Source organism: Plantibacter sp. RU18, from assembly GCF_050613355.1.
Classification (GTDB): domain Bacteria; phylum Actinomycetota; class Actinomycetes; order Actinomycetales; family Microbacteriaceae; genus Plantibacter.
Window position 1 is genome coordinate 2,904,103 of record NZ_CP159618.1, and the last position, 20,042, is coordinate 2,924,144.

Annotated in this window: 19 protein-coding genes; 7 read left to right on the plus strand and 12 right to left on the minus strand. The window is 67.7% G+C overall.

The features are described 5' to 3' along the window. Positions 1-326: 326 nt before the first annotated feature. From rdgB to murI, 3 genes are read right to left on the minus strand one after another with little or no spacing between them, the layout of a single operon-like run. Positions 327-938 (minus strand): RdgB/HAM1 family non-canonical purine NTP pyrophosphatase, encoded by a 612-nt coding sequence (rdgB, locus tag ABMA10_RS13970; RefSeq protein ID WP_347866547.1) that lies wholly within the window; start codon positions 936-938, stop codon positions 327-329. Then, positions 938-1,672 carry a ribonuclease PH gene (rph, locus tag ABMA10_RS13975; protein WP_431030629.1) on the minus strand — a complete coding sequence of 245 codons (735 nt, stop codon included), beginning with the start codon at positions 1,670-1,672 and terminating at the stop codon, positions 938-940. The genes rdgB and rph overlap by 1 nt, the downstream gene beginning before the upstream one ends. Further along, complete coding sequence (gene murI / locus ABMA10_RS13980; RefSeq protein WP_347866545.1) at positions 1,665-2,510, minus strand: glutamate racemase; 846 nt, start codon at positions 2,508-2,510, stop codon at positions 1,665-1,667. Before murI ends, rph begins: the two co-directional genes overlap by 8 nt. A gap of 90 nt (positions 2,511-2,600) precedes the next feature. Here murI and ABMA10_RS13985 point away from each other — a divergent pair, with 90 nt between their 5' ends. Continuing rightward, on the plus strand, positions 2,601-3,929 hold the full coding sequence (locus ABMA10_RS13985) for a nicotinate phosphoribosyltransferase (RefSeq protein WP_347866544.1): 1,329 nt from the start codon (positions 2,601-2,603) through the stop codon (positions 3,927-3,929). A 16-nt stretch (positions 3,930-3,945) separates the two neighbouring features. Here the strand turns inward: ABMA10_RS13985 and ABMA10_RS13990 are convergent, their stop codons facing one another. From ABMA10_RS13990 to ABMA10_RS14000, 3 genes are all read right to left on the minus strand, one after another. Continuing rightward, the gene (locus ABMA10_RS13990; protein WP_347866568.1) at positions 3,946-4,221 is read right to left on the minus strand and encodes a DUF3039 domain-containing protein; all 276 of its coding nucleotides are present in this window, start codon (positions 4,219-4,221) and stop codon (positions 3,946-3,948) included. Between the two features lie 100 nt (positions 4,222-4,321). Further along, complete coding sequence (locus tag ABMA10_RS13995) at positions 4,322-5,893, minus strand: hypothetical protein (protein WP_347866543.1); 1,572 nt, start codon at positions 5,891-5,893, stop codon at positions 4,322-4,324. Then, complete coding sequence (locus ABMA10_RS14000; RefSeq protein ID WP_347866542.1) at positions 5,869-6,843, minus strand: ABC transporter ATP-binding protein; 975 nt, start codon at positions 6,841-6,843, stop codon at positions 5,869-5,871. Before ABMA10_RS14000 ends, ABMA10_RS13995 begins: the two co-directional genes overlap by 25 nt. Positions 6,844-7,024: 181 nt before the next feature. On the opposite strand from ABMA10_RS14000, the gene ABMA10_RS14005 reads away from it, so the two are divergent. The 6 genes from ABMA10_RS14005 to ABMA10_RS14030 all read left to right on the plus strand — a co-directional run bounded on the left by ABMA10_RS14005 (position 7,025) and on the right by ABMA10_RS14030 (position 12,809). After that, positions 7,025-7,726, plus strand: a complete 702-nt coding sequence (locus ABMA10_RS14005; protein WP_347866541.1) for a hypothetical protein — start codon at positions 7,025-7,027, stop codon at positions 7,724-7,726. Positions 7,727-7,978: 252 nt separating this feature from the next. After that, complete coding sequence (locus ABMA10_RS14010) at positions 7,979-8,671, plus strand: phosphocholine cytidylyltransferase family protein (protein WP_347866540.1); 693 nt, start codon at positions 7,979-7,981, stop codon at positions 8,669-8,671. Positions 8,672-8,788: 117 nt separating this feature from the next. Then, positions 8,789-9,556 carry an ABC transporter permease gene (locus ABMA10_RS14015; protein WP_347866539.1) on the plus strand — a complete coding sequence of 256 codons (768 nt, stop codon included), beginning with the start codon at positions 8,789-8,791 and terminating at the stop codon, positions 9,554-9,556. Then, positions 9,556-10,314: an ABC transporter ATP-binding protein gene (locus ABMA10_RS14020; protein WP_347866538.1), complete on the plus strand. Its 759-nt coding sequence runs from the start codon at positions 9,556-9,558 to the stop codon at positions 10,312-10,314. The genes ABMA10_RS14015 and ABMA10_RS14020 overlap by 1 nt, the downstream gene beginning before the upstream one ends. A 73-nt stretch (positions 10,315-10,387) precedes the next feature. Continuing rightward, positions 10,388-11,257 (plus strand): hypothetical protein, encoded by an 870-nt coding sequence (locus tag ABMA10_RS14025; protein ID WP_347866537.1) that lies wholly within the window; start codon positions 10,388-10,390, stop codon positions 11,255-11,257. 82 nt (positions 11,258-11,339) lie between these two features. Further along, positions 11,340-12,809 carry a glycosyltransferase gene (locus ABMA10_RS14030; protein WP_347866536.1) on the plus strand — a complete coding sequence of 490 codons (1,470 nt, stop codon included), beginning with the start codon at positions 11,340-11,342 and terminating at the stop codon, positions 12,807-12,809. Here ABMA10_RS14030 and ABMA10_RS14035 read toward each other — a convergent pair. The 6 genes from ABMA10_RS14035 to ABMA10_RS14060 form a co-directional block, all read right to left on the minus strand. Then, a complete protein-coding gene (locus ABMA10_RS14035) occupies positions 12,730-13,938 on the minus strand; it encodes an acyltransferase family protein (RefSeq protein ID WP_431030630.1) in 1,209 nt (402 codons plus the stop codon). The two genes, ABMA10_RS14030 and ABMA10_RS14035, sit on opposite strands and share 80 nt — an antisense overlap. A gap of 72 nt (positions 13,939-14,010) precedes the next feature. Then, positions 14,011-15,297, minus strand: a complete 1,287-nt coding sequence (locus tag ABMA10_RS14040) for a hypothetical protein (protein WP_347866534.1) — start codon at positions 15,295-15,297, stop codon at positions 14,011-14,013. A 68-nt stretch (positions 15,298-15,365) separates the two neighbouring features. Continuing rightward, entirely contained in the window at positions 15,366-16,250 is an 885-nt protein-coding gene (locus tag ABMA10_RS14045; protein WP_347866533.1) for a glycosyltransferase family 2 protein, read from the minus strand. After that, positions 16,250-17,077 carry a CDP-alcohol phosphatidyltransferase family protein gene (locus ABMA10_RS14050; protein ID WP_347866532.1) on the minus strand — a complete coding sequence of 276 codons (828 nt, stop codon included), beginning with the start codon at positions 17,075-17,077 and terminating at the stop codon, positions 16,250-16,252. The genes ABMA10_RS14045 and ABMA10_RS14050 overlap by 1 nt, the downstream gene beginning before the upstream one ends. After that, the gene (locus ABMA10_RS14055; RefSeq protein ID WP_347866531.1) at positions 17,078-18,145 is read right to left on the minus strand and encodes a glycosyltransferase family 2 protein; all 1,068 of its coding nucleotides are present in this window, start codon (positions 18,143-18,145) and stop codon (positions 17,078-17,080) included. Positions 18,146-18,276: 131 nt separating this feature from the next. Next, complete coding sequence (locus ABMA10_RS14060) at positions 18,277-19,995, minus strand: S1C family serine protease (RefSeq protein WP_347866530.1); 1,719 nt, start codon at positions 19,993-19,995, stop codon at positions 18,277-18,279. Between the last annotated feature and the right edge of the window lie 47 nt (positions 19,996-20,042).

The following is a 20,042-nucleotide window of genomic DNA, read 5'->3' on the forward strand; positions in this document are numbered from 1 at the left end:
TTCGGGCGCCCTCCGGAAGGGTTCATGCCGAGATAGGAATGATGCTGAACATCATCCTCAACTGCAGAAGGTTCCGGGCTCATCCGGCGCCGCCCTCACGCTGGCGGCATCGCCGACATCATGGTCGTCCCGCCGGACGTGCCGCTCGCGGCGTACGACCTCGACCCGGCGGGCGGGCTAGCGTCGACGCGGTCGCCGGCAGCGACGTGCGGGCACCGCGGATCCTCGGTTCGTTCACGCCGGGAGCGGATCTACTGGAGCTGCCGACGCCTCTGAGCGTCGGACCGCGGTCGCCCGTGATCGAAGACCGCCGGAGCTGAGCCGGTTCAGCCGAGGAGCCCACGCAGGACAGGCACGAGTTCGCGGAACGCCAATGCGCGATGGCTGTGCTCGTTCTTCTCCGCGGGCGACAGCTCGGCCGCGCTCCGGGTGTCCCCGGCCGGGATGAACGCCGGATCGTAGCCGAAGCCGTGTTCGCCCCGCGTCCGGGTCGCGAGCGCACCCGACCAGATCCCCACGGCGACGTGTTCGAACGGCGCGATCCCGTCGATGCCAGCAGGCACGACGAGCGCCAGGTGGCACGCGAACCAGGCAGCCCGATGCTCCTCCCGCACGTCTCGCAGCTGATCCAACAACAGAGCCAGGTTGGCCGCGGAGTCGTGCTGCGAACCGGCCCAGCGCGCCGAGAAGATCCCGGGCGCGCCCCCCAGGATCTCCACGCCGATGCCGGAGTCGTCCGCGAGAGCGATCGAGCCTGTGTGCTCCGCGGCGACACGAGCCTTGATCAGCGCGTTGTCGCTGAAGGTCGTTCCGTCCTCGACCGGCTCCGGTCCGTCGTATGCGACGACGGTGACCCCTGGTACATCGCGGGACAGGAGCCGTTGGAACTCCTCGACCTTGTGCTGATTGTGCGTCGCGAGCACGATCTCGATCGTCATCAGCGGCCGAGCGCCTCGAACTGGATGGTCTTCAGGGTCGCGGCCCCGCCCACGGCGAGATCGAGGAGCGAATCGAGTTCTCGGCGGTCGAACGGCGCGCCCTCCGCCGTGCCCTGCACCTCGACGAAGGAACCGCCGCCCGTGACGACGACGTTCATGTCCGTCTCAGCGCGTACATCCTCGACATATGCCAGATCCAGCATGGGTACGCCGTCGATGATACCGACGGACACCGCTGAGATGCTGTCGGTCAGCGGAGACGACTTCTGCGCGATGAACTTCTTCCCCTTCGCCCACTCGACCGCGTCGGCGAGTGCGACGTACGCGCCGGTGATCGCCGCCGTGCGGGTCCCTCCGTCGGCCTGCAGGACGTCGCAGTCGATCACGATCGTGTTCACCCCGAGCGCCTTGGTGTCGATCACGGCACGGAGGCTGCGCCCGATGAGCCGCGAGATCTCATGGGTGCGGCCGCCGATCTTGCCCTTCACCGCCTCACGATCCATCCGCTCGTTCGTGGACCGAGGCAGCATCGAGTACTCGGCGGTCACCCAACCGGAGCCCTTCCCCTTCAGCCAACGCGGGACACCGTTGGTGAACGAGGCAGTACAGAGGACCTTCGTCCGACCGAAGGTGATGAGCGCCGAACCCTCCGCCTGCTCGCTCCATCCTCGCTCGATCGTGATCGGGCGCAGTTGGTCGTTCGAGCGGCCGTCGGCGCGCAGGGTGTCAGTCATTGGAGTGCTCCTCGGATGCGTGGATGGGAAGGTCGATCACGCCCGTCTGGACGAGCGACACGGTGGAGATCTCGCGCCCCATGAGGCGGTTGGCGAGAGCGATGAAGTCGTCGGCACTGCTACCGGTCGCCTCATACCGGTGCGTGGCGGGCTCGCTGCTCTCGCGCAGCAGATCGCGGGTGACGAGCACGCGGTAGACGTCGTTCGCCGTCTCGGTGTCACTCGAGACGAGCGACACCTGCGGCCCCATGACGTAACTGATCGCGCCCTTCAGGAACGGGTAGTGCGTGCACCCGAGCACGAGGGTGTCGACGCCCGCGTGCCGCAGGGGCGCGAGGTATTCCTCCGCCGCTTCGAGCAGGGCCGGACCAGTCGTGACACCGGCCTCCACGAACTCCACGAAGCGTGGGCAGGCCTGGCCGAAGACGGTGAGCTCCGGATTGACGTCGAACAGGTCCTGGTACGCGCGGGAGTTGATCGTGCCCTCGGTGCCGATCACACCGATCCTGCCGTTGCGTGTGCTGCGGACCGCCGTGCGGACCGCGGGCTGGATCACTTCGACGACGGGCACGGAGTATCGCTCGCGCGCGTCGCGGAGCATCGCCGCCGACGCCGTGTTGCAGGCGATCACGAGCATCTTCACGCCCTGATCGATCAGCGAGTCGAGCACGTCGAGCGAATACCGGCGGACGTCCGCGATGGGTTTCGGCCCGTAGGGCGAGTGCGCCGTGTCTCCGATGTAGATCACCGACTCGGCGGGGAGCTGGTCGCTGACGGCCCTGGCCACGGTGAGTCCACCGACGCCGGAGTCGAAGATGCCGATAGGTGCGTCGTTCACGATGATCCAGCCTACCGCGCCGGCCGCCAGGTTCCCTGAGCCGCGCTCGGCTGCTGTCGCGGGAGCGCGCTACGAGGCTAGGCTGAGCGGGTGCACGAGTCCTCAGCTCTTCTCACCGACCGCTACGAACTCACGATGCTGGATGCCGCGCTCAGTCGCGGCACCGCGGATCGCGAGTGTCTCTTCGAGGTGTTCGCCAGACGGCTTTCCGGAGGGCGCCGCTACGGCGTCGTCGCGGGCACCGGCCGGTTCCTCGAACTCCTCAAGCAGTTCCGCTTCGGTGAATCCGAACTCGAGTGGCTGCGGGAGGAGGCGGTCGTCAGCGACGCCGCCCTCGACTGGCTCGCCGACTACCGCTTCTCCGGGTCCATCTGGGGCTACCAGGAGGGCGAGGTCTTCTTCCCGGGCTCCCCCATCCTGGTGGTGGAGGGCACCTTCGCAGAGGCGGTCATCCTCGAGACACTCGCGCTGAGCGTCTTCAATTACGACAGCGCCGTGGCGACGGCCGCCGCGCGCATGAGTTCAGCAGCCGGCACCCGGCCACTCGCAGAGATGGGTTCCCGGCGCACCGGTGAACGCTCGGCGATCGCCGCCGCCCGGGCCGCCTACATCGCCGGGTTCAGCGCCACCTCGAACCTCGAAGCCGGGCGCAGCTGGGGCATCCCCACCATGGGCACCGCAGCACACTCGTTCACGCTCCTCCACGACACTGAGGAGGACGCCTTCCGCGCCCAGATCGAAACGATGGGGTCAGGAACGACGTTGCTCGTGGACACCTACGACATCGAGGAGGCCGTCCGCCTGGGTGTCCGGCTGGCGGGCCCCGAGCTCGGAGCGGTGCGGATCGACTCCGGCGACCTGCCCATCGTCGTCGGCCAGGTCCGGCGCCTGCTCGACGAACTCGGCGCGAACGACACACGGATCACGGTGACGAACGACCTCGACGAGCACGCTGTCGCGGCCCTCGCCGCCTCGCCCGTCGACTCCTACGGCGTCGGCACGTCGGTGGTCACGGGGTCGGGATCTCCCGCGATGGGCATGGTCTACAAGCTCGTCGCCCATCGCGACGACCAGGGCGATTGGGTCAGCGTCGCGAAGAAGTCCGCCGACAAGGCGACCGTCGGCGGCCGCAAGACCGCGGCACGCGGGCTCGATCGTGCCGGCGTCGCTCGGGAGGAGCGCATCTACCTCGGCGATGGCCCGGGAGGTGCGCACGAAGGGGCCGCCGACGGCAGCTCGGAGCGCCAGCTCATGGTGCCGCTCGTCGAGGGCGGCCTCGTCGACGAGACCTATCTCGGCGCAGCTGGAACGCGTCGTGCGCGGGAGCACCGCATCCGCGCGGTGCAGGAGCTGCCTCCTCGCGCCGTCAGCCTCACGAGGGGCGACCCGGTCCTGCCGACGGTCTACCTCGAGGGGTGAGCGCTCGCCGCAGCGATCAGTCGCGCAGCAGCTTCTCGTAGATCTCTTTGCACGCGGGGCAGATCGGGAACTTCTCGGGGTCACGCCCGGGGGTCCACTTCTTGCCGCACAGCGCCTTGACGGGCTTGCCGCTCAGAGCCGACTCGAGGATCTTCTCCTTCTTGACGTAGTGGGAGAACCGCTCGTGGTCACCGGGCTCGATGTTCTCGCTCTCGATGAGCTCCTCGAGCTCGCGATCCATGATCGCCGTGCCACCGCCGTCGGGGACATCTCCAGGGTCGATCGTGCTCATCTGCTGCCTCGTGCTGTCATACTGCGCCATGGGTCCATGGTACTGCCGGAGGACGCATCGGTGTCCTGCCGGACGCTGCGGATGGTCCGAAGGAATCCGGTCAGTGCGAGGTCGCGAAGCCGACGATCTCCGGGCTCCGCTTGTCGAACACGCGCCCGCCGGCGAGGATCCCGATGATGAGGACGAGGACTCCCGTGCCGACGCCGACAGCGAGAGCGCCGAAGTTCCAGTTGGGCTCGCCCACGAGCCCGAGCACGGCGAGCCAGGCGGCTGGCACCGTGAGCACAGCGGTACCCAGCAGACTCAGGAACTGCGCGGAGAGGCCGCTGCTCCCGGGGACCTGGGGTTGCTGGAACGGGCTGTCGCCCGGCAACGAGGTCGGATACGGGAAGCGCGCGGAGACGAAGCTGGCGATACCCGCGCCGCTCAGCAGGAGACAGGTGCTCACGCCGATCATGGACGGCAAGGCGTCCCAGTCACCGTAGAACAGGATGCTCAGCGTCGAGCCGACGGCGATGAGCGGGATCCCGATGAGCAGCATCGGGAAGAGGCGTCCGAATCTGTCCGCCCGGCCACGCACGCCGGATGCGACGTGCAACCAGACGGCCGTGGAGTCGTACGCCAGGTCATTGTGCAGCAGCCAGCCGAGGAAGAGGCACATGACCGGGAGCGGGACCAGCGCGAGCACGTTCATCGGGACCCCTGCTACGAGCATCGGGACGAAGAAGATGAACGGCGCGATCGGGATGATGACGAGCGAGACGAGGTATCGCGGGTCGCGCAGCCAGTACGTGATGCTGCGGGCCGCGATCGCTCCGGACGGCCGCCCGGGGAGCACGTCGAACCATCCGAGGCCTGCGGTGTCGCGACCCGACCCGACACGTTCAGGAGCGACGAGCAGCCGTGCGACGAAGGCCTGCCAAGCGAGCCATAGCAACGCGATGGTCGCGGCGGTCAGGAGGAGTTTCACGATGGCCGGAACGATGCCACCGATTGCCGCGTCGCCGGGGAAGGACCACACTGCGCCGAACGGCGTCCAGCTGAGGATGTCGGCGGTGCGCCCCAGGACGGCGAAGCCGTCGGTCTGCCAGTCGACCGTGGTCAAGGCGATGATCGCCGGGCTCACAGCGATGATGAGCACGAGCCCGAGGACGCCCATGACCTCCTTGGCACGACGACTGGAGAGCAGGCTGGCGGAGATCGAGGTGGCGATCCGCGCCAGAAGCGCGCACAGCAGCACTCCGAGCACAGCCGAGAAGACGGCCAGGATCGCCGGCAACGGGGACCTCGACCAGGTGACGACCGCGGCGACGGTGAGGACCGACAGGACGAGAGACGGGACCGAGATCAGCGATGCGGCGAGCAGCGCGCCCGACAGCGAGCGGTTCGGGAGGCCGAAGAGCGAGAACGCGCGAGGGTCGAGCTGGTCGTCCACGCCGAAGACCAGCGGGAGCACGATGAATCCGAGCACGACAACCGAACCCACCAACACGAGCAGGTTCCGGGTGACTTCGGGGTCGACGAGCCGGAGCGCGACGAGCCCGGTGCCAGCGAGCACGACGAGCCACACGCCGATCGCGACCGCGAGGACGAGGCCGACCAGGCGCCACGGGCTGCGGCGGAACGCGTTGAGCGTCAGCTGCAGTTTCAGTCGGAGAAGCTGTGCAACCATTCCATTCCCTCTGCCGACTTGCGGCCCCCGGCGAGCTCGACGAAGCGCTCTTCGAGCGTCCCCGTTCCGCGTACCTCGTCGACGGACCCGGCTGCCAGCACCTTGCCCTGCACGATGATGGCCACGTGATCACACACACGCTGGATGAAGTCCATGCCGTGGCTCGAGAGCACGACCGTTCCGCCGTTCGCGACGTAGCGCTGCAGGATCTCGATGACGTTCGCGGCGGACACCGGGTCGACCGATTCGAACGGCTCGTCGAGGATGAGCACGCGAGGCGAGTGGATGAGTGCGGCGGCCAACGCGATCTTCTTCGTCATGCCCGCCGAGTAATCGGAAACGAGGCGACCGAGGGCGTCATCGAGGCCGAACGCCCGAGCCAGATCGGCGGTCCTGGCCTTGACCGTCGTGGGGTCGAGCCCGCGCAGGACTCCGGAATAGTAGAGCAGCTGACTCCCGGTGAGGCGATCGAACAGGCGCAGGCGGTCGGGCAGGACGCCGATCGCGCGCTTCGCCTGCTCGGGCTCGCGCCAGACGTCGACCCCCTGGACGGTGATCGTCCCGGCATCGGGGCGCAACAGGCCCGTGACCATGGAGAGGGTGGTCGTCTTGCCTGCACCGTTGGGCCCGACGATGCCGTAGAAGGAACCGCGGTGGACCTCGAGGTTCACACCGTCGACAGCCACTGTGTCACCGAACTGCTTCACCAGGCCGCTGATCGACAGGACGACCGGCTGCTCGCCGGTGGTCGGTTCGAGATCAGGGGCGGGAGCGGGAGCGGGCGCCCGGGTGGGCGCAACGGACGGTTTCGTCCCCGGGCGACGGCCTGGCCGCTTGACGGGAGCCACCGGAGCGCTTTCCGGTGCCGCGGGGAGGACGGGCGCGTCGACGACGGCCTGGGCCCGGGCGTCGGGCTCCGACGGGGCTGTCGCTGCGGCGACCTCGGCCACAGCCGGTGCCGGACGAGTAGCGCTGGACGACTCGGAGGAAGACGGCGCAGCGGCAGAGGAACCGGATGCGGACGGCTCGGATACAGGTGATGTAGATGCAGGCGACTCGGGAGCAGACGACTCCGCGACAGACGGTGCAGAGGATCCGCGTTCTTGGATCGATGCTCCCGCGAGGGCATCCGTGGACATCTCGTCCGGGGCCTCTGGAGCGCGGACCTCGTCGAGGACGCCCGCGGCGGCGGCAGTCTGTTCCGCCTTCTTCGCCGCCGGGGTGCGCGGGGTGCTCGTGCGAGCGGGAGTGCGCTTCGCCGGAGTGCGTGTCGTCGTCGACTTTGCGGTCGTCGTGGACTTCTCGGTGCTCGACCGGGTTCCGGCCTTCGCCGCCGCGGGCCGTGGCGTCGTGGCGCGCGGCGCCTTCGTCGTCGGCATCCCCTCGCCCTGTGCATCCGTCGGGCCGTCGTCAGCAGGGGCCGATGCGGCTTTGGCCGGGGTGCGCTTCGCCGCGGTGGTGCGGCTCGTCGGCGCCTTCGCCGACGTGGAACGCGCAGCCGTCGTCTTCGTGGTGGACGTTCTGGCGGTGGTCGAGCGTGCCGCCGGCTTCTTCGTCGTCGGTGCCGATTCGTCGTCGTTCGTCGACCCGGCTGCGTCCGGAGCCGGGCGCTTCGCAGGGGCCTTGGCGGCGCCGGTCGTCCTGCCGGTGGTCCGTGGCGCACGTTTGGGCGGCGTCGGCGCGGCGGTGGCGTCAGGAGCCTCGGTCGAAGCCGCGTCGACGGTCGGGACATCCATCGGAGCGCGCGGACTCGTCGGTGTGCCGTCAGCAGGCGCGGGCTGCTCAGCGGGATCTGGCGGAGTCGTGGAAGTCACCAAGCAAACCTACCAATAGCGGACGCCTCGGCGGACAGCGGAGTCACAGGATGAACAGTTGACACGACTCCCCCAAGCTGTGTAAACGCCGGGTGGTCGATCACAAAACGACAACGGACCCTGAGAACTCATGACAGGCGCAGTTCACCCCGGCTAGCCTATATTTTGGCATAACGGAGTGTCTTTCAATGCACGTCTTGGTTAATCCTCGGTGAATCGTCCACAGCATCGTGGCACCGCGTGATTCCATACCCACACTGAGGAGAACATCGTGACCACCCAGGTAGTGATCCTTGCAGCAGGCATGGGCAGCCGTCTCGGCCGCTCCCTGCCCAAGCCCCTGACCGAGCTGAACGACGGCCGCACCATCATGCAGCAGCAGTTCGACAACATCCACCACGCGTTCGGCGCCAGCGCCAAGGTGACGATCGTGGTCGGCTACAAGCTCGAGCACATCATCGAAGCCTTCCCCGACGCATCGTTCGTCTACAACGAGCAGTACGACCAGACCAACACCTCCAAGAGCCTCATGCGTGCCCTCGCGGCATCGCAGGCGGGTGGCGTGCTCTGGATGAACGGCGACGTCGTGTTCGATCCGGCCGTCCTCGACCGCGCAGCGGCGATGATCGCGAAGGACCGCTCCTTCGTCACCGTCAACACCTCCAAGGTCTCCGACGAAGAGGTGAAGTACACCACGAGCGCCGAGGGCTACATCAAGGAGCTCTCCAAGACCGTCGTCGGCGGCCTGGGCGAAGCGGTCGGCATCAACTACATCTCCTCGCAGGACAAGATGATGCTGCACCGGTATCTCACCAAGGTCGGCGACCAGGACTACTTCGAGCGCGGCATCGAGCTCGCGATCGAGCACGAGAGCATGCTCGTCGAGCCTGTCGACATCTCGGACCTCTACGCGGTCGAGGTCGACTTCGCCGAGGATCTCGAACGAGCGAACCTGTTCGTCTGATCCAGCACAGCTCACATCCACCGAACGCCGTCCCGACGCTGAGCGTCGAGGGCGGCGTTCGTGCGCGATCTCGATATGGTTGGTCCCGTGAGTTCTTCTGCTGAGGTGCGGCCAAGGATGTCGCGATCGGCACGATACCGCCACGCGCTCTGGATCCTGACTGTCCGCGATCTGCGCGTGCGCTACTCCACGAGCGCTCTCGGATACGTGTGGTCGATCCTCGACCCGCTCGTCATGAGCGGCATCTACTGGTTCGTCTTCACCCAGGTGTTCAGCCGGGATGTCGGCGAGGAGCCCTACATCGTCTTCCTGCTGGCAGCCCTCCTCCCGTGGATGTGGTTCACCGGTTCCATCTCGGACAGCACCCGTGCGTTCATCCGGGAGGCCAAGCTGGTGAGGTCGACCACCATCCCGCGAACGATCTGGGTCAACCGGATCGTGCTCTCGAAAGGCATCGAGTTCCTCGCGGCTCTTCCGGTGCTCGCGGCGTTCGCGATCTTCAGCGGCGCGACGGTCAACGTGGACATCCTCCTGTTCCCACTCGCGATCGTGATCCAGTGCGTCCTGACGGTCGGTCTCTGCCTCATCGTCGCGCCACTCGTGGTCTTCTTCCGCGACCTGGAACGAGCGGTCAAGCTCATCCTGCGGTTCATGTTCTACGCGACGCCGATCATCTACAGCACCACGGCACTCCCCGACAGCATCGAGCCGCTCGCGGCGTTCAACCCGCTCAGCGGAATCTTCGCCCTCTACCGCTCGGCCTTCTTCCCGCAGGAACTGGACTGGTACCTCGTGGGCATCTCCATGGGCATGTCAGCGGTCATCCTCGCCGTCGGACTGCTCGTCTTCAAGCGCTGTGAGCGCTCCGTCTTGAAGGAGATCTGATGCCGACGCCGTCCTCCCCCGACATCCGGTCGGCGATCTCGGTCAGCGACGCGGGTATCCGCTTCCGACGCAATCGAGGTGGTCGACGCAGCTTCAAGGACCTGTTCGCCGGTCGCGACCGGCGCTCTCGTCCCGGCGAGTTCTGGCCGCTGCGGCACGTCTCATTCGACGTCGCCGCTGGAGAGGCCATCGGCGTCGTCGGTCGGAACGGCCAAGGCAAGTCGACGCTCTTGAAGCTCGTCGCAGGCGTCGTCCTGCCGGATGAGGGCGTCATCGGCGTTCGCGGCGGAGTCGCTCCGCTCATCGAGATCACCGGCGGCTTCGTGAACGACCTCACGGTGCGCGACAACGTGTACCTGACGGCCGGACTGCATGGGATGTCCCGGAAGGAGATCGACTCGCGATTCGCGGACATCATCGCGTTCGCCGAGATCGCCGACTTCGTCGACACACCGTACAAGCACCTCTCGAGCGGTATGAAGGTCCGCATCGCATTCGCTGTGATCTCCCAGCTCGAGGAGCCCATCATGCTGGTCGACGAGGTCCTTGCCGTCGGCGACCGAGCGTTCCGCGAGAAGTGTTACAAACGCATCGAGGAGCTCCTCGACGGCGGACGCACCCTGTTCTTCGTGTCACACAATGAGAAGGACCTCCGCCGATTCTGCACGCGAGGGCTCTACCTCGACAAGGGTGCACTCGTCCTCGACGCACCGATCGACGAGGTCCTCGACCGTTACAACGCGGACTACAACAGCTGACACCTGCTAGCAAGCCTCGGAGATCTGCAGGACGGACGACGTAGACTGGCCGCCCGCCGATGAGGAGGTCTTCATGACCGGACCACAGCAGGGACCCGGGCCGGGTCCGGCATCGCTCCCCCATGCTGCATCGCAGCTCCCGAAACTACCCGAGCCGGGGTGGGTGCGTGCGCTCGATCGACTGCTCTGGGTCCAGCGCCCCGTCGTCGTCGCACACATCCGCTCGATCCGCCGCGCGCACCCCAACGCGACCGCCGACCAACTGATCAAGGTTCTGGAACGCCGCTATCTCACGACCGTCACCACCACCGGAGCGGCGGTCGGGGCGACGGCAGTGGTACCTGCGATCGGTACGGCGACGACCCTCGCGCTCTCCGGCGTCGAGACCGCCGGATTCCTCGAGGCGACGGCGCTCTTCGCCCAGTCCGTCACCGAGGTGCACGGCATCGCGCTCGCCGACCCGGTGCGGTCGCGGGCGCTCGTGATGACCATGATGCTCGGCAAGGCCGGAACCGACCTGCTCCGCAACCTCGGTTCGCAGGCGGTCGGACAGGGGGTGCCCCGCCAAGCGTTCTGGGGAGAGATGATCGCTCAGGGCGTGCCGTCGATGCTCATGGGACCGGTGGCCGACCAACTGCGCGTGCGCTTCGTGAAGCACTTCGCCGCGAGTGGTGGCGCCGGTCTCGTCGGGAAGGCGTTGCCCTTCGGGATCGGGGCCGCTGTCGGAGGCATCGGGAACCATGTCCTCGGCCGGCAGGTCGTCAAGGCGGCACGGCAGGCGTTCGGTCCACCGCCGTTCGTCGTCCCGCTCGACCTCGAGCCACGGATGCGTGCAGCGACCGACCGACCGAGCCTCGCGAACATGCGAGATAAGATGCTGCGACGCAAACCACGCACCATCGTCATCGAGAACCCGGTTGACCCGCAGATCCCGCGTGCCTGAGGTCGCCCGTGGTGCCCCACAGGATCGTGCCTCCGGGCGGCGAGTGCGGCTATCGTCCAGCTCGATGCCGTAGCGTCGAACCGTGGGATTCTCTCTGTTCCGCCGCCGGAGGTCACTTCCGGACGGCCGTCATTTCGCTGTCACCTGGGGACTCGCCGATGAATTCGGCGGCATGACCGAGGCGATGTTGCAACGTTCGCGCGCGTTCGTCCGGTTGGAAGGACGACCCGTCGACGTCGTGACGTTCGACCACCGGCCCGACTACCCCACACTGGAGAGCCGATTGCACGCCCGCGGCGACCTGGTCGACGGCATACGCATCGTCAACCTGTGGGATTGGCTCCGGAGTCGCCCGCTGCCGGGCGGCTCGGTCGACCTCGAACGCCACGTCTTCACGCCGCTCGAACCGCACGAGGGCGCGGTCGAACGTCGCCGCGACGATGCCGTGCTCAGCCGCGAGCGGCACGACTCCGACGGTCAGATCCTGCAGGTCGACGTCTACCGGGTGGACGGCTCCCTCCTGCTGTCCGATCGACGCGACGCCCGCGAGCACGGAACACGTGGTGGGCGGTCCGTCGTCCTGTGCGACGAGAACGGCCACCCCGTCCGCTCCTGGGGCCGCATCTGGTCCCTGTACCGTGCATGGTTCGACGCGCTCACCGCGGGCGACGACGCGTGGATGATCGTCGACAGCAAGACCATCGCCCCGTTCGTCCTGAGCTACCGCAAGCGGAAGGTCGTCACGGCACACGTCGTGCACGCATCGCATCTGCAGGGCACCGAACGGCCGCATGGACGACTCCGCGAGTCGCGTCGGGCGGTCTTCGAGGCGCTCGACGAGTTCGACCTCGTCGCCGTCCTCAGCGACCGGCAACGCGACGACATCATCGCCATGCTCGGTGAGCATGCATCCCTGCATGTCATCCCCAATTCGCGCAACCTCGTGCCGTCGGATGTCGCGCGTGCCGACCGCCCGCGCGAGCGAGGGCTGTTCCTCGGATCGCTCACGAGTCGGAAACGGCCCGCCCATGCCGTTCGGGGCGTCCTCGCCGCATCGACCGCCGCGCTCCGGCCGACCCTCGACGTCTACGGCGGCGGCGAGCAGTTCGACGAACTGCAGCAGCTGATCGCTGCAGAGGACCCCGACCAGCGCATCACGCTGCACGGCTACGACCGAGCCGCCCGCGAGCAGCTCGGGTCAGGATCCTTCCTCGTCATGACCTCGACCTCCGAGGGGTTCCCCCTCGTCCTCATCGAAGCGATGGCGGCCGGTTGCCTTCCGATCGTCGTCGACGTGCCCTACGGGCCTGCCGACCTCGTCCGCGACGGTTGGAACGGCTTCCTCGTCGCGTCAGCTGAGCCGTCGGTGATCGCCGATGCGATCGAACGACTCCTGGCGCTCCCCGACGACGAGGTCGCCCGGATGCGACGTCATGCCCGGTCGACCGCCGAACAGTACGACGACGATGCGGTCACCCGTCGTTGGGCTCACGAGCTGCGCTCGGCAGCTCGCCGGAAGACCCAGCGGGCCCTCGCCGCACGCGCCGGCTGACCACTCGCGCTCGGACCCACTCCACCAACGACTGGACGGCACGGCCGACTCGCCGCGCCAGCCCGTGCGAAGGATGTTCGACCACCGCGAAGAAGCCTGCGGCGACCAGGAGGCTGAGCGGGATCCCCACGATACCGACGAGCCACCAGTGCTCATCGCCGAATGCGAACGCCAGCGTTGCCAGAATGGGCGCATGCACGAGGTAGAGGCTGAACGACACACGCCCGAGCCACAGCACCGGTCGCACCTCGAGGATCTGGCGCGCGAGCGGGCCTCCGATCGCAACGACGATCAATCCGGCTGCACCGACTCCCGAGAGCCCCCAGAGTGCCTGCCCTGCCGTTGACGACGACTCGACGACAGGCCTGGATATCCAGCTCGCGACGAGGAGCAGCGCGGACACGGCCGTCAGGACGGACCACTGCAGGCGACGTGGCCGAGCGCTCGCCCAAGCCTGCAGGTCTTCGAGCCGCACCGCGATGAGTGTGCCGATGAAGAACGCGGGCAGATAAACGGCGGCATCGGACCCGGCGACCCGTCCGAGCACCATGATCACGGCCATGAGTGCGGCGAGCGGCAGAGCCCATCGCCTGAGGAGCACGGCGAGGACGACGGCGAGCGGCAGCAACAACGTGAAGATGAGCTCCCAGCGCAACGACCACAGGGTGTTGACGAGGTCGTAGCTGACCGGGGTCAGCGTCGCTTCACGGAGGAGTTTGACAGGGTCCACGCTGGTCGCGTTGGCGTTCGCGATCCACTCGCCAGAGGAGACCGACGACGGGTCCCGCGGGACGAGCAGAATGAGCGCGGAGGCGAGCAGGAGAGCCCCCCAGACCGGGAGGTACAGCCGGACGAACCGTGCAGCGAAGAACCCTGGCCAGCTCGCACCGCCTCGGAGCAGTGGCAACGCGACAACGAGACCACTCAGCACGAAAAAGACCTGCACGGCCTCGGTTCCTGCGAACAACAGTTTCAGCGGTGTCTCGGTGGCGATGTCCCAGGCGGGTTCGGAGATGCGTCCTGTCGCGAACGGCCGTGCCAGCAGCGACACGTGATAGAGCACCACGACGACGCTGGCCATGCCGCGCACACCGTCGAGGGAGCGCAGACGGCTGGACTGGGAACTCATCCGCCCAACGCTACGTGCACCAGCTGGGCGGCGTCTCCACGCCACGGCCCACGCCGTGGGCCATCGGCATGGTCAATGATCGTCGCTGTCCTCGTCATCGTCGTCCTCGTGTTCCTCGAGCTTCGGGCCGTCCTTCGTGTGCAGGAGTGCGAACCGTTCCCACTCCGTCATCAGCTGATCGATCGCACGGTGGAACCGCTCGGTCGTCACGCCGGGGGTCGTGTCGCCGAAGTAGTACTCGACCCAGTGCTGCAGCCGCGCGACCGTCTCGGGGTCGTCGAGGAGGCGATCGATACCGCCGACGATGTCTGGTGCATCACCCGCGTCGAGCCACTCGCATGCCGAGAGGTAGCCGCCGGTGTCGATCTCCGCCTCCGGGTTCACTGGACGCGTGATCATGAGGGGCTTGCCGCTCGCGAGTCGGTCGTAGACCATCGCGGAGATGTCGACGATCGCAGCATCCGCCGCATCGAGCTGCCAACCGAGGTCCGCTCCGGTGTCGACGATGTGTTGCGCCGTCGGGTCCTCCCGGTTCGCCGCCTGGAGCGCAGCCATGATCTCGCGGTTCGCGTTCGCGTAGACGGCATCGACCACCCCGCTCCGCGGATGCGGGCGATAGACGACGCGGTGACGACCGGTCGCGATGAGCGCCTCGACGAGTGCGACGCCGTGCGTCGCGATCGAGCCGTAGGCCGCGGCCGCGCGATCGCCCTCCCACGTCGGCGCATAGAGGACCACGGTCCGCGCGTCCGGCGTGTACGGCAGTTCGCCCGAATAGTGATCCGCTTGCGGACGGCCGATCGGGATGGCGCGCTTGTCGAAGTCGTAGTCCCAGAGCACCCGCTCGAGTCGGTTCCTGGCGGCATCGCCCGCGATGAGGCTGTAGTCGTATGCCTTGAACTGGTTCGTGGTCATGTACATCTTGTCGCTCTCGCCATGGTTGACGAAGACGTGCCACCGCTGGCCGTACCGGAACATCTGGAAGTTCTTGGCGTTCTGGTTGACGTAGAGGACGATACGGATGTCCTGCTCAGCAAGCGTGCGTTCGAGGGCCACGACGGTCCGGACGTAGGCGGTCGGGATCGGTGACTCTTCGAAGAGTTTCGCGGCCGCCGTCGCTCCGCGGCTGAGGATGAGCACGGGCCACCGCTTGGAGAGCTCCGCAAGCGGCTTGTACCACTGCCGGATCTGGTACATGTTCACCGCGCCGTCGGCGAAGTAGACCGCGATCTTGTAGCGGCCGGGCTCGATGACGGGAGCGGCCTGCATCCGCCCCGCGAGCACGGCTCGGGCGCGGCGGTTGGCGAACAACTCCTTGGCGAGCGTGAAGGCTCGACGGCCGTCCTTGATCAGTCCCATGTCAGCGTCACCACCCGCCAAGCGTAGCCACGCCACATCACAGCGGGATCACGACGGGCTGCACCCGGCTAGATGATCGGTGGCCGACCAGCGAGGGTCATCCGCCAGACGGTCCTCCAGCGCATCGGACGGCGCGTGCCGGGGTCCGTGCGCCAGCCCTCGCGCCAGCCACCGAACCAGGGGCGCAGCGCCTCGGGCTTCCTCCACCAGCGGAGAATCTGGATCCCCGTCCAGGAACCGACGTAGAGCGGGATGAGCGGGAGCGGCAGATTGCGGCGAGCGAGCCACACGCGGTTGCGCGCGTTGAGCCGGTAGTACTCGGTGTGGCGCGTCGGCTCGGTGACCGGGTGGTTCGCCTCCAGCGTGGCCTCATACCAGGCTCGTCGCCCCTGGTCCCAGACGCGCCAAGCCAACTCGATTCCCTCGTGGGCGTAGAAGAACGGCTCCGCCCACCCGCCGACGGCGTCGAAGACGACGCGCGGCATCACGATCGCGGCTTCGAGACAGGAGAAGACCGCGCTCGAATGCAGCGGGTCCTTGTCACGGGTGCGCGGGACCCAGCGCGCCGGCGTCGGGATTCCCGTCGGATCGGCCAGTCGCGGTTGCACGAGACCGATCGTATGGTCCGCGTCGAGCAGGTCGATCGCATCCCGCAGGAACGCGGGAGACGGGATCGTGGCGTCATCATCGAGGAAGAAGACGAACTCTCCTTCGACGACCTCGGCTCCTCGGTTACGGCCAGCCGGAATGCCGACGTTCTCCGGCAGGGCGAGTCCGCGGGCGCCGACCGGCAATCCGCGCGGTTCCCAGCCGTTGCCGACCACGACGATGTCGAGCTCGACGTCGAGCTGCGCCAGCACGCTCTCGATGCCGGCCGCGAGATCCGTCGGCCTCGTCCCCTGGGTCAGGACGACGACGCCGACGGTGCGAATCGCGCGGGACGGCGCGGCCATCAGGCCTGGAGCCGCTTCGAGGAGACGATCGCCACGAAGTGACCGACCAGGGTGAGCAGAGCGAGCGGAACGAGCAGCGCGAGCACCCAGCGCATCGCCTCCACATCACCGATGAACAGACCGACGACGGACGCGGCGAAGATCACCATCGTGAGCTCCACTGAGTGGAACAGGCGATGGAACGGCAGGAACCGGGCGACCCTCCGGGCGAGCACGAGCGCTCCCCCACGCGGCGCCGACTCAGCGGTTGAATATGTGAGTTTCGGCGCGCCGAATCCTGCGCGGGCGACTCGGACCATGTCGTTCAGCGCCTTGTTCAGCACGACGAACAGCGCGAGGGCGAACCCGAGTGTGATCCACGCCAGGTCGACGGGGGTGTCGACCGGCCAGCCTGCGGCGCGGACGCCCAGGGCGACAGCGATGAGCGACTCCGTCGAGTAGTGTCCGACGGAGTCGAGGAACGCTCCGGCGGGGCTCGAGGTCTTCCGCCAACGGGCGACCTCCCCGTCACAGCAGTCGACCAGCATCTGCGCCTGCCCGAGCACGAGCGCGAGCGCGGCCCCGCCGAATCCTGGGATGAGCAACGCTGCTGCCGTCGCCCACCCGGTGAGGATCATGAGACCCGTGACACCGTTCGCACTGATGCTGGTGCGCAACAACAGCCAGGTCAGGTACGGAGACAGATCCCGGAGGTACAGGTCGGCTGTCCAGTGCTCGGCGTTCCGGCGAGCGCGCACCTCCGGCGGTTGTGCAACGGCGCGGAGCTCTGCGATCGTCCGCGGCCGGGTGAGTCTGGGGCCCGTCTGTTCAGCATGCTGATCCGACATCTAGCCACCCTTCGGTCGATTGCGGAGTGCTGAGATGCTCTTCGCGAGCGAGAAGTAGCCGAGCACGAAGCCCGTTCCCCAACAGAAGTGGATGCACGGGAGCACGACGAGCATCCACAGGCTCGTCCGCAGGCCGTCCCGTCCGGTGACCACGACACTCGAGAGCAGCACGATGAGTGCGTATGCGGCCGGCGCTGCGAACCCGATCAGGAGCCAGGGCACAGCGCCCACGGCGAGCTGGAGCAGCCCTCCGAGACCCAACAGCGTGCCGATCGTGATGCCGAGCACCAGCACCGGCGGCGCGAAATACCGCAGGGTGCCCCGGGTCGGGAAGCTCCGGCTGAGCTCGCCGCGCCAGAGTCCGGTCGAGAAGAACTGTCGAGCGAGCGCGCTGATGCTCGCTCTCGGGCGGTAGACGACACGCAGCTCGGGGGTGAACCATACCAGTCCGCCTGCCTGCTTGATCCGTCGGTTGAGTTCCCAGTCCTGTCCACGTTTGATGCGTTCGTCGAACATGCCGACCCGAACGAGCATCTCGCGGTCGAAGACCCCGAGGTAGACGGTGTCCGCCGGACCTTCGAGGCCACCGACATGATGTGGTGTCCCGCCGAGGCCGACCCGAGATCCGTACGCGCGCGCCACGGCGGTCTCGAAGCTCGTCCGACCTCGCGCGTCCATGATGCCACCGACGTTCTGCGCACCGGTGCGGAGCATCGTCTCGACCGCGAGCCGTGCGTAGTCCGACGGGAGTTCCGAGTGGGCGTCGACCCGGATCACGATCGGATGGGTCGACGCGGAGATCGCGAGGTTCAGTCCCGCCGGCGTCGAGCCGACGCGGTTGTCGAGCACGTGGATCCGCGGGTCGGCGGCTTGCAGCTGTCGCACGAGCTCAGTGGTGCCGTCGATGCTCGGGCCGACGGCGATCGTCACCTCGATCTCGCCCGCGTAGTCCTGCGCGAGCAGGCTGTCGACGGCAGCTCGGACGTGCCGCGCGTCGTTCAGCACGGGCATCACGTAGGAGACTCCGGGCAACGACGGTGCGTCGGCCTGGACTCGGTCGTTCGGCATGGGGGTTCACTCCGTGATTCGTTCGATCGAGCCTAGCAGCCGGGCATCTTCGGCCTCCGTGTCGCTCGCGGACGCGGACGACGCCCGCACGGGAGCCGTGCGGGCGTCGTCCGGACAGAGGCACTCGAACCTCAGAGTGCGAGTTCCCCGAGCGTCACGTCAGCGGTCTGCGAGTCGTTGCCACGGGTGAACGTCAGCTTCGCGGTCGCGCCGGCGGCGAGCGCCCGGACCTGGGCCGTCAGGTCGTTCGCCCCGGTGACCGGGACACCGTTGAACTCGGTGACGATGTCGCCGGCTTTGAGCCCGGCCGCCTGTGCGGCGCCGTTGTCGGTCACCTTGTCGATCAGCGCTCCGGCGACGGTGCTCTTCGCGTCACTCGCGGCGTCCTTCACGGTCGCCCCGAGTAGGCCGTGCGTGGCCTTGCCGGTCTTGATGATCTCATCCGAGACTCGCTTCGCGATGTTCGAAGGGATCGCGAAACCGACGCCGATGCTGCCGCTCTGCGACGAGGAGTCCGTGCTTCCGGCACTCGCGATGGCGACGTTGACACCGATGAGCTTGCCCGTGCCGTCGACGAGCGCGCCACCGGAGTTGCCCGGGTTGATCGCTGCGTCGGTCTGGATGACCGCGATGGAGATCGACGAGGTGGACTGCGTCGGGGTCGTCTGGCCTGGCACGTCGAAGTTCCACGGGCTCTGGCTGTCGCCGTCCGATCCGCTGTCGGAGCCTCCGTCATCGCTCGAACCCGAATCCGGGACCGCTGAGGATGCGACCGTGATGCTGCGGTTGAGCGCGCTGACGATGCCGTCGGTGACGGTTCCGGCAAGGCCCAACGGCGCGCCGATGGCCACAGCCGTCTCGCCCACGTTCAGCTTGTCGGAGTCGGCGAACTCCATCGGGGTGAGGCCCGACGCATCGTCGAGCTTGATCACCGCGAGGTCGTACACGGGGTCGGTTCCGACGATCTTCGCGTTGTACAGCTTGCCGTTCGCGTCTGTCACCCGGATGGTGGCATCGGCGACCTGGCCGTCGAGCGTCACGACGTGGGTGTTCGTCAGGACGTACCCGTCCTTGCTCAACACGATGCCGGAACCCGTGCCGGCGCTGTCTGCGCCCTGGACCGAGAGTGTGACGACGCTCGGGCCGGCGGTGGCCGCGATGGCGGTGGTCAGACTGACATCGGCGTCGTCGTTGATCGTGAAGGCTTTGGAACCGGCCTCGCTGCTCGACACGCTCGACTTCGTCGCGTTCGTGACCCACAGCGTGGCACCAGCACCGGAGGCTCCTCCGATGAGCGCACCCACCGCGAGCATTGCGATCATGCCGGCGAGCGGACGGTTCGTCTTCTTCGGGCGGGGCGTCGCCTGCACGGGCTGCTGGGGGGCCCCTCCTGGCTGCGCCCCGGCGTAGGGTGCTCCACCGTAGGGCGAGTGCTGCTGGCCCGGCTGCGGCTGCTGGTATGCAGCGTACGGACCGGGTGCCTGCTGGCGGGCGAAGGCCGAGCCCGGCTGTTGTGCGTTCGGCTGCTGGTACGGCGAACCGGGCTGCTGCTGAGCGCCGAACGCGTGAGGAGCGTGCTGACCGGGCAGCGGCGTAGCCGGCGGCATGGCGGTCGGCGGCGGGAAGTAGGCACCCGCGGTGTGACGCTCGGCGAGCGGGGCTGCGCCGAGGACCTCCGTGGTGCGGTCGGCGCCGAGGACCTCCGCGGTCGGCTGCTCGGGCTGCGCCGGTGCGGCGGACGGCCCGGAAGCGATCGTGTCCTCGGCGGGCGCGGCCTGCGGGGTGGTCTCCTTGGTCGGGGTGGACTCGGAGTTGTCGGCGGGCTGCTGTCCGTCTGCGGTGTCGGTCATGGTGATTCTGCTCCTTCCAAGCGCTGTCAGCCTTCCGTGCGGAGCTG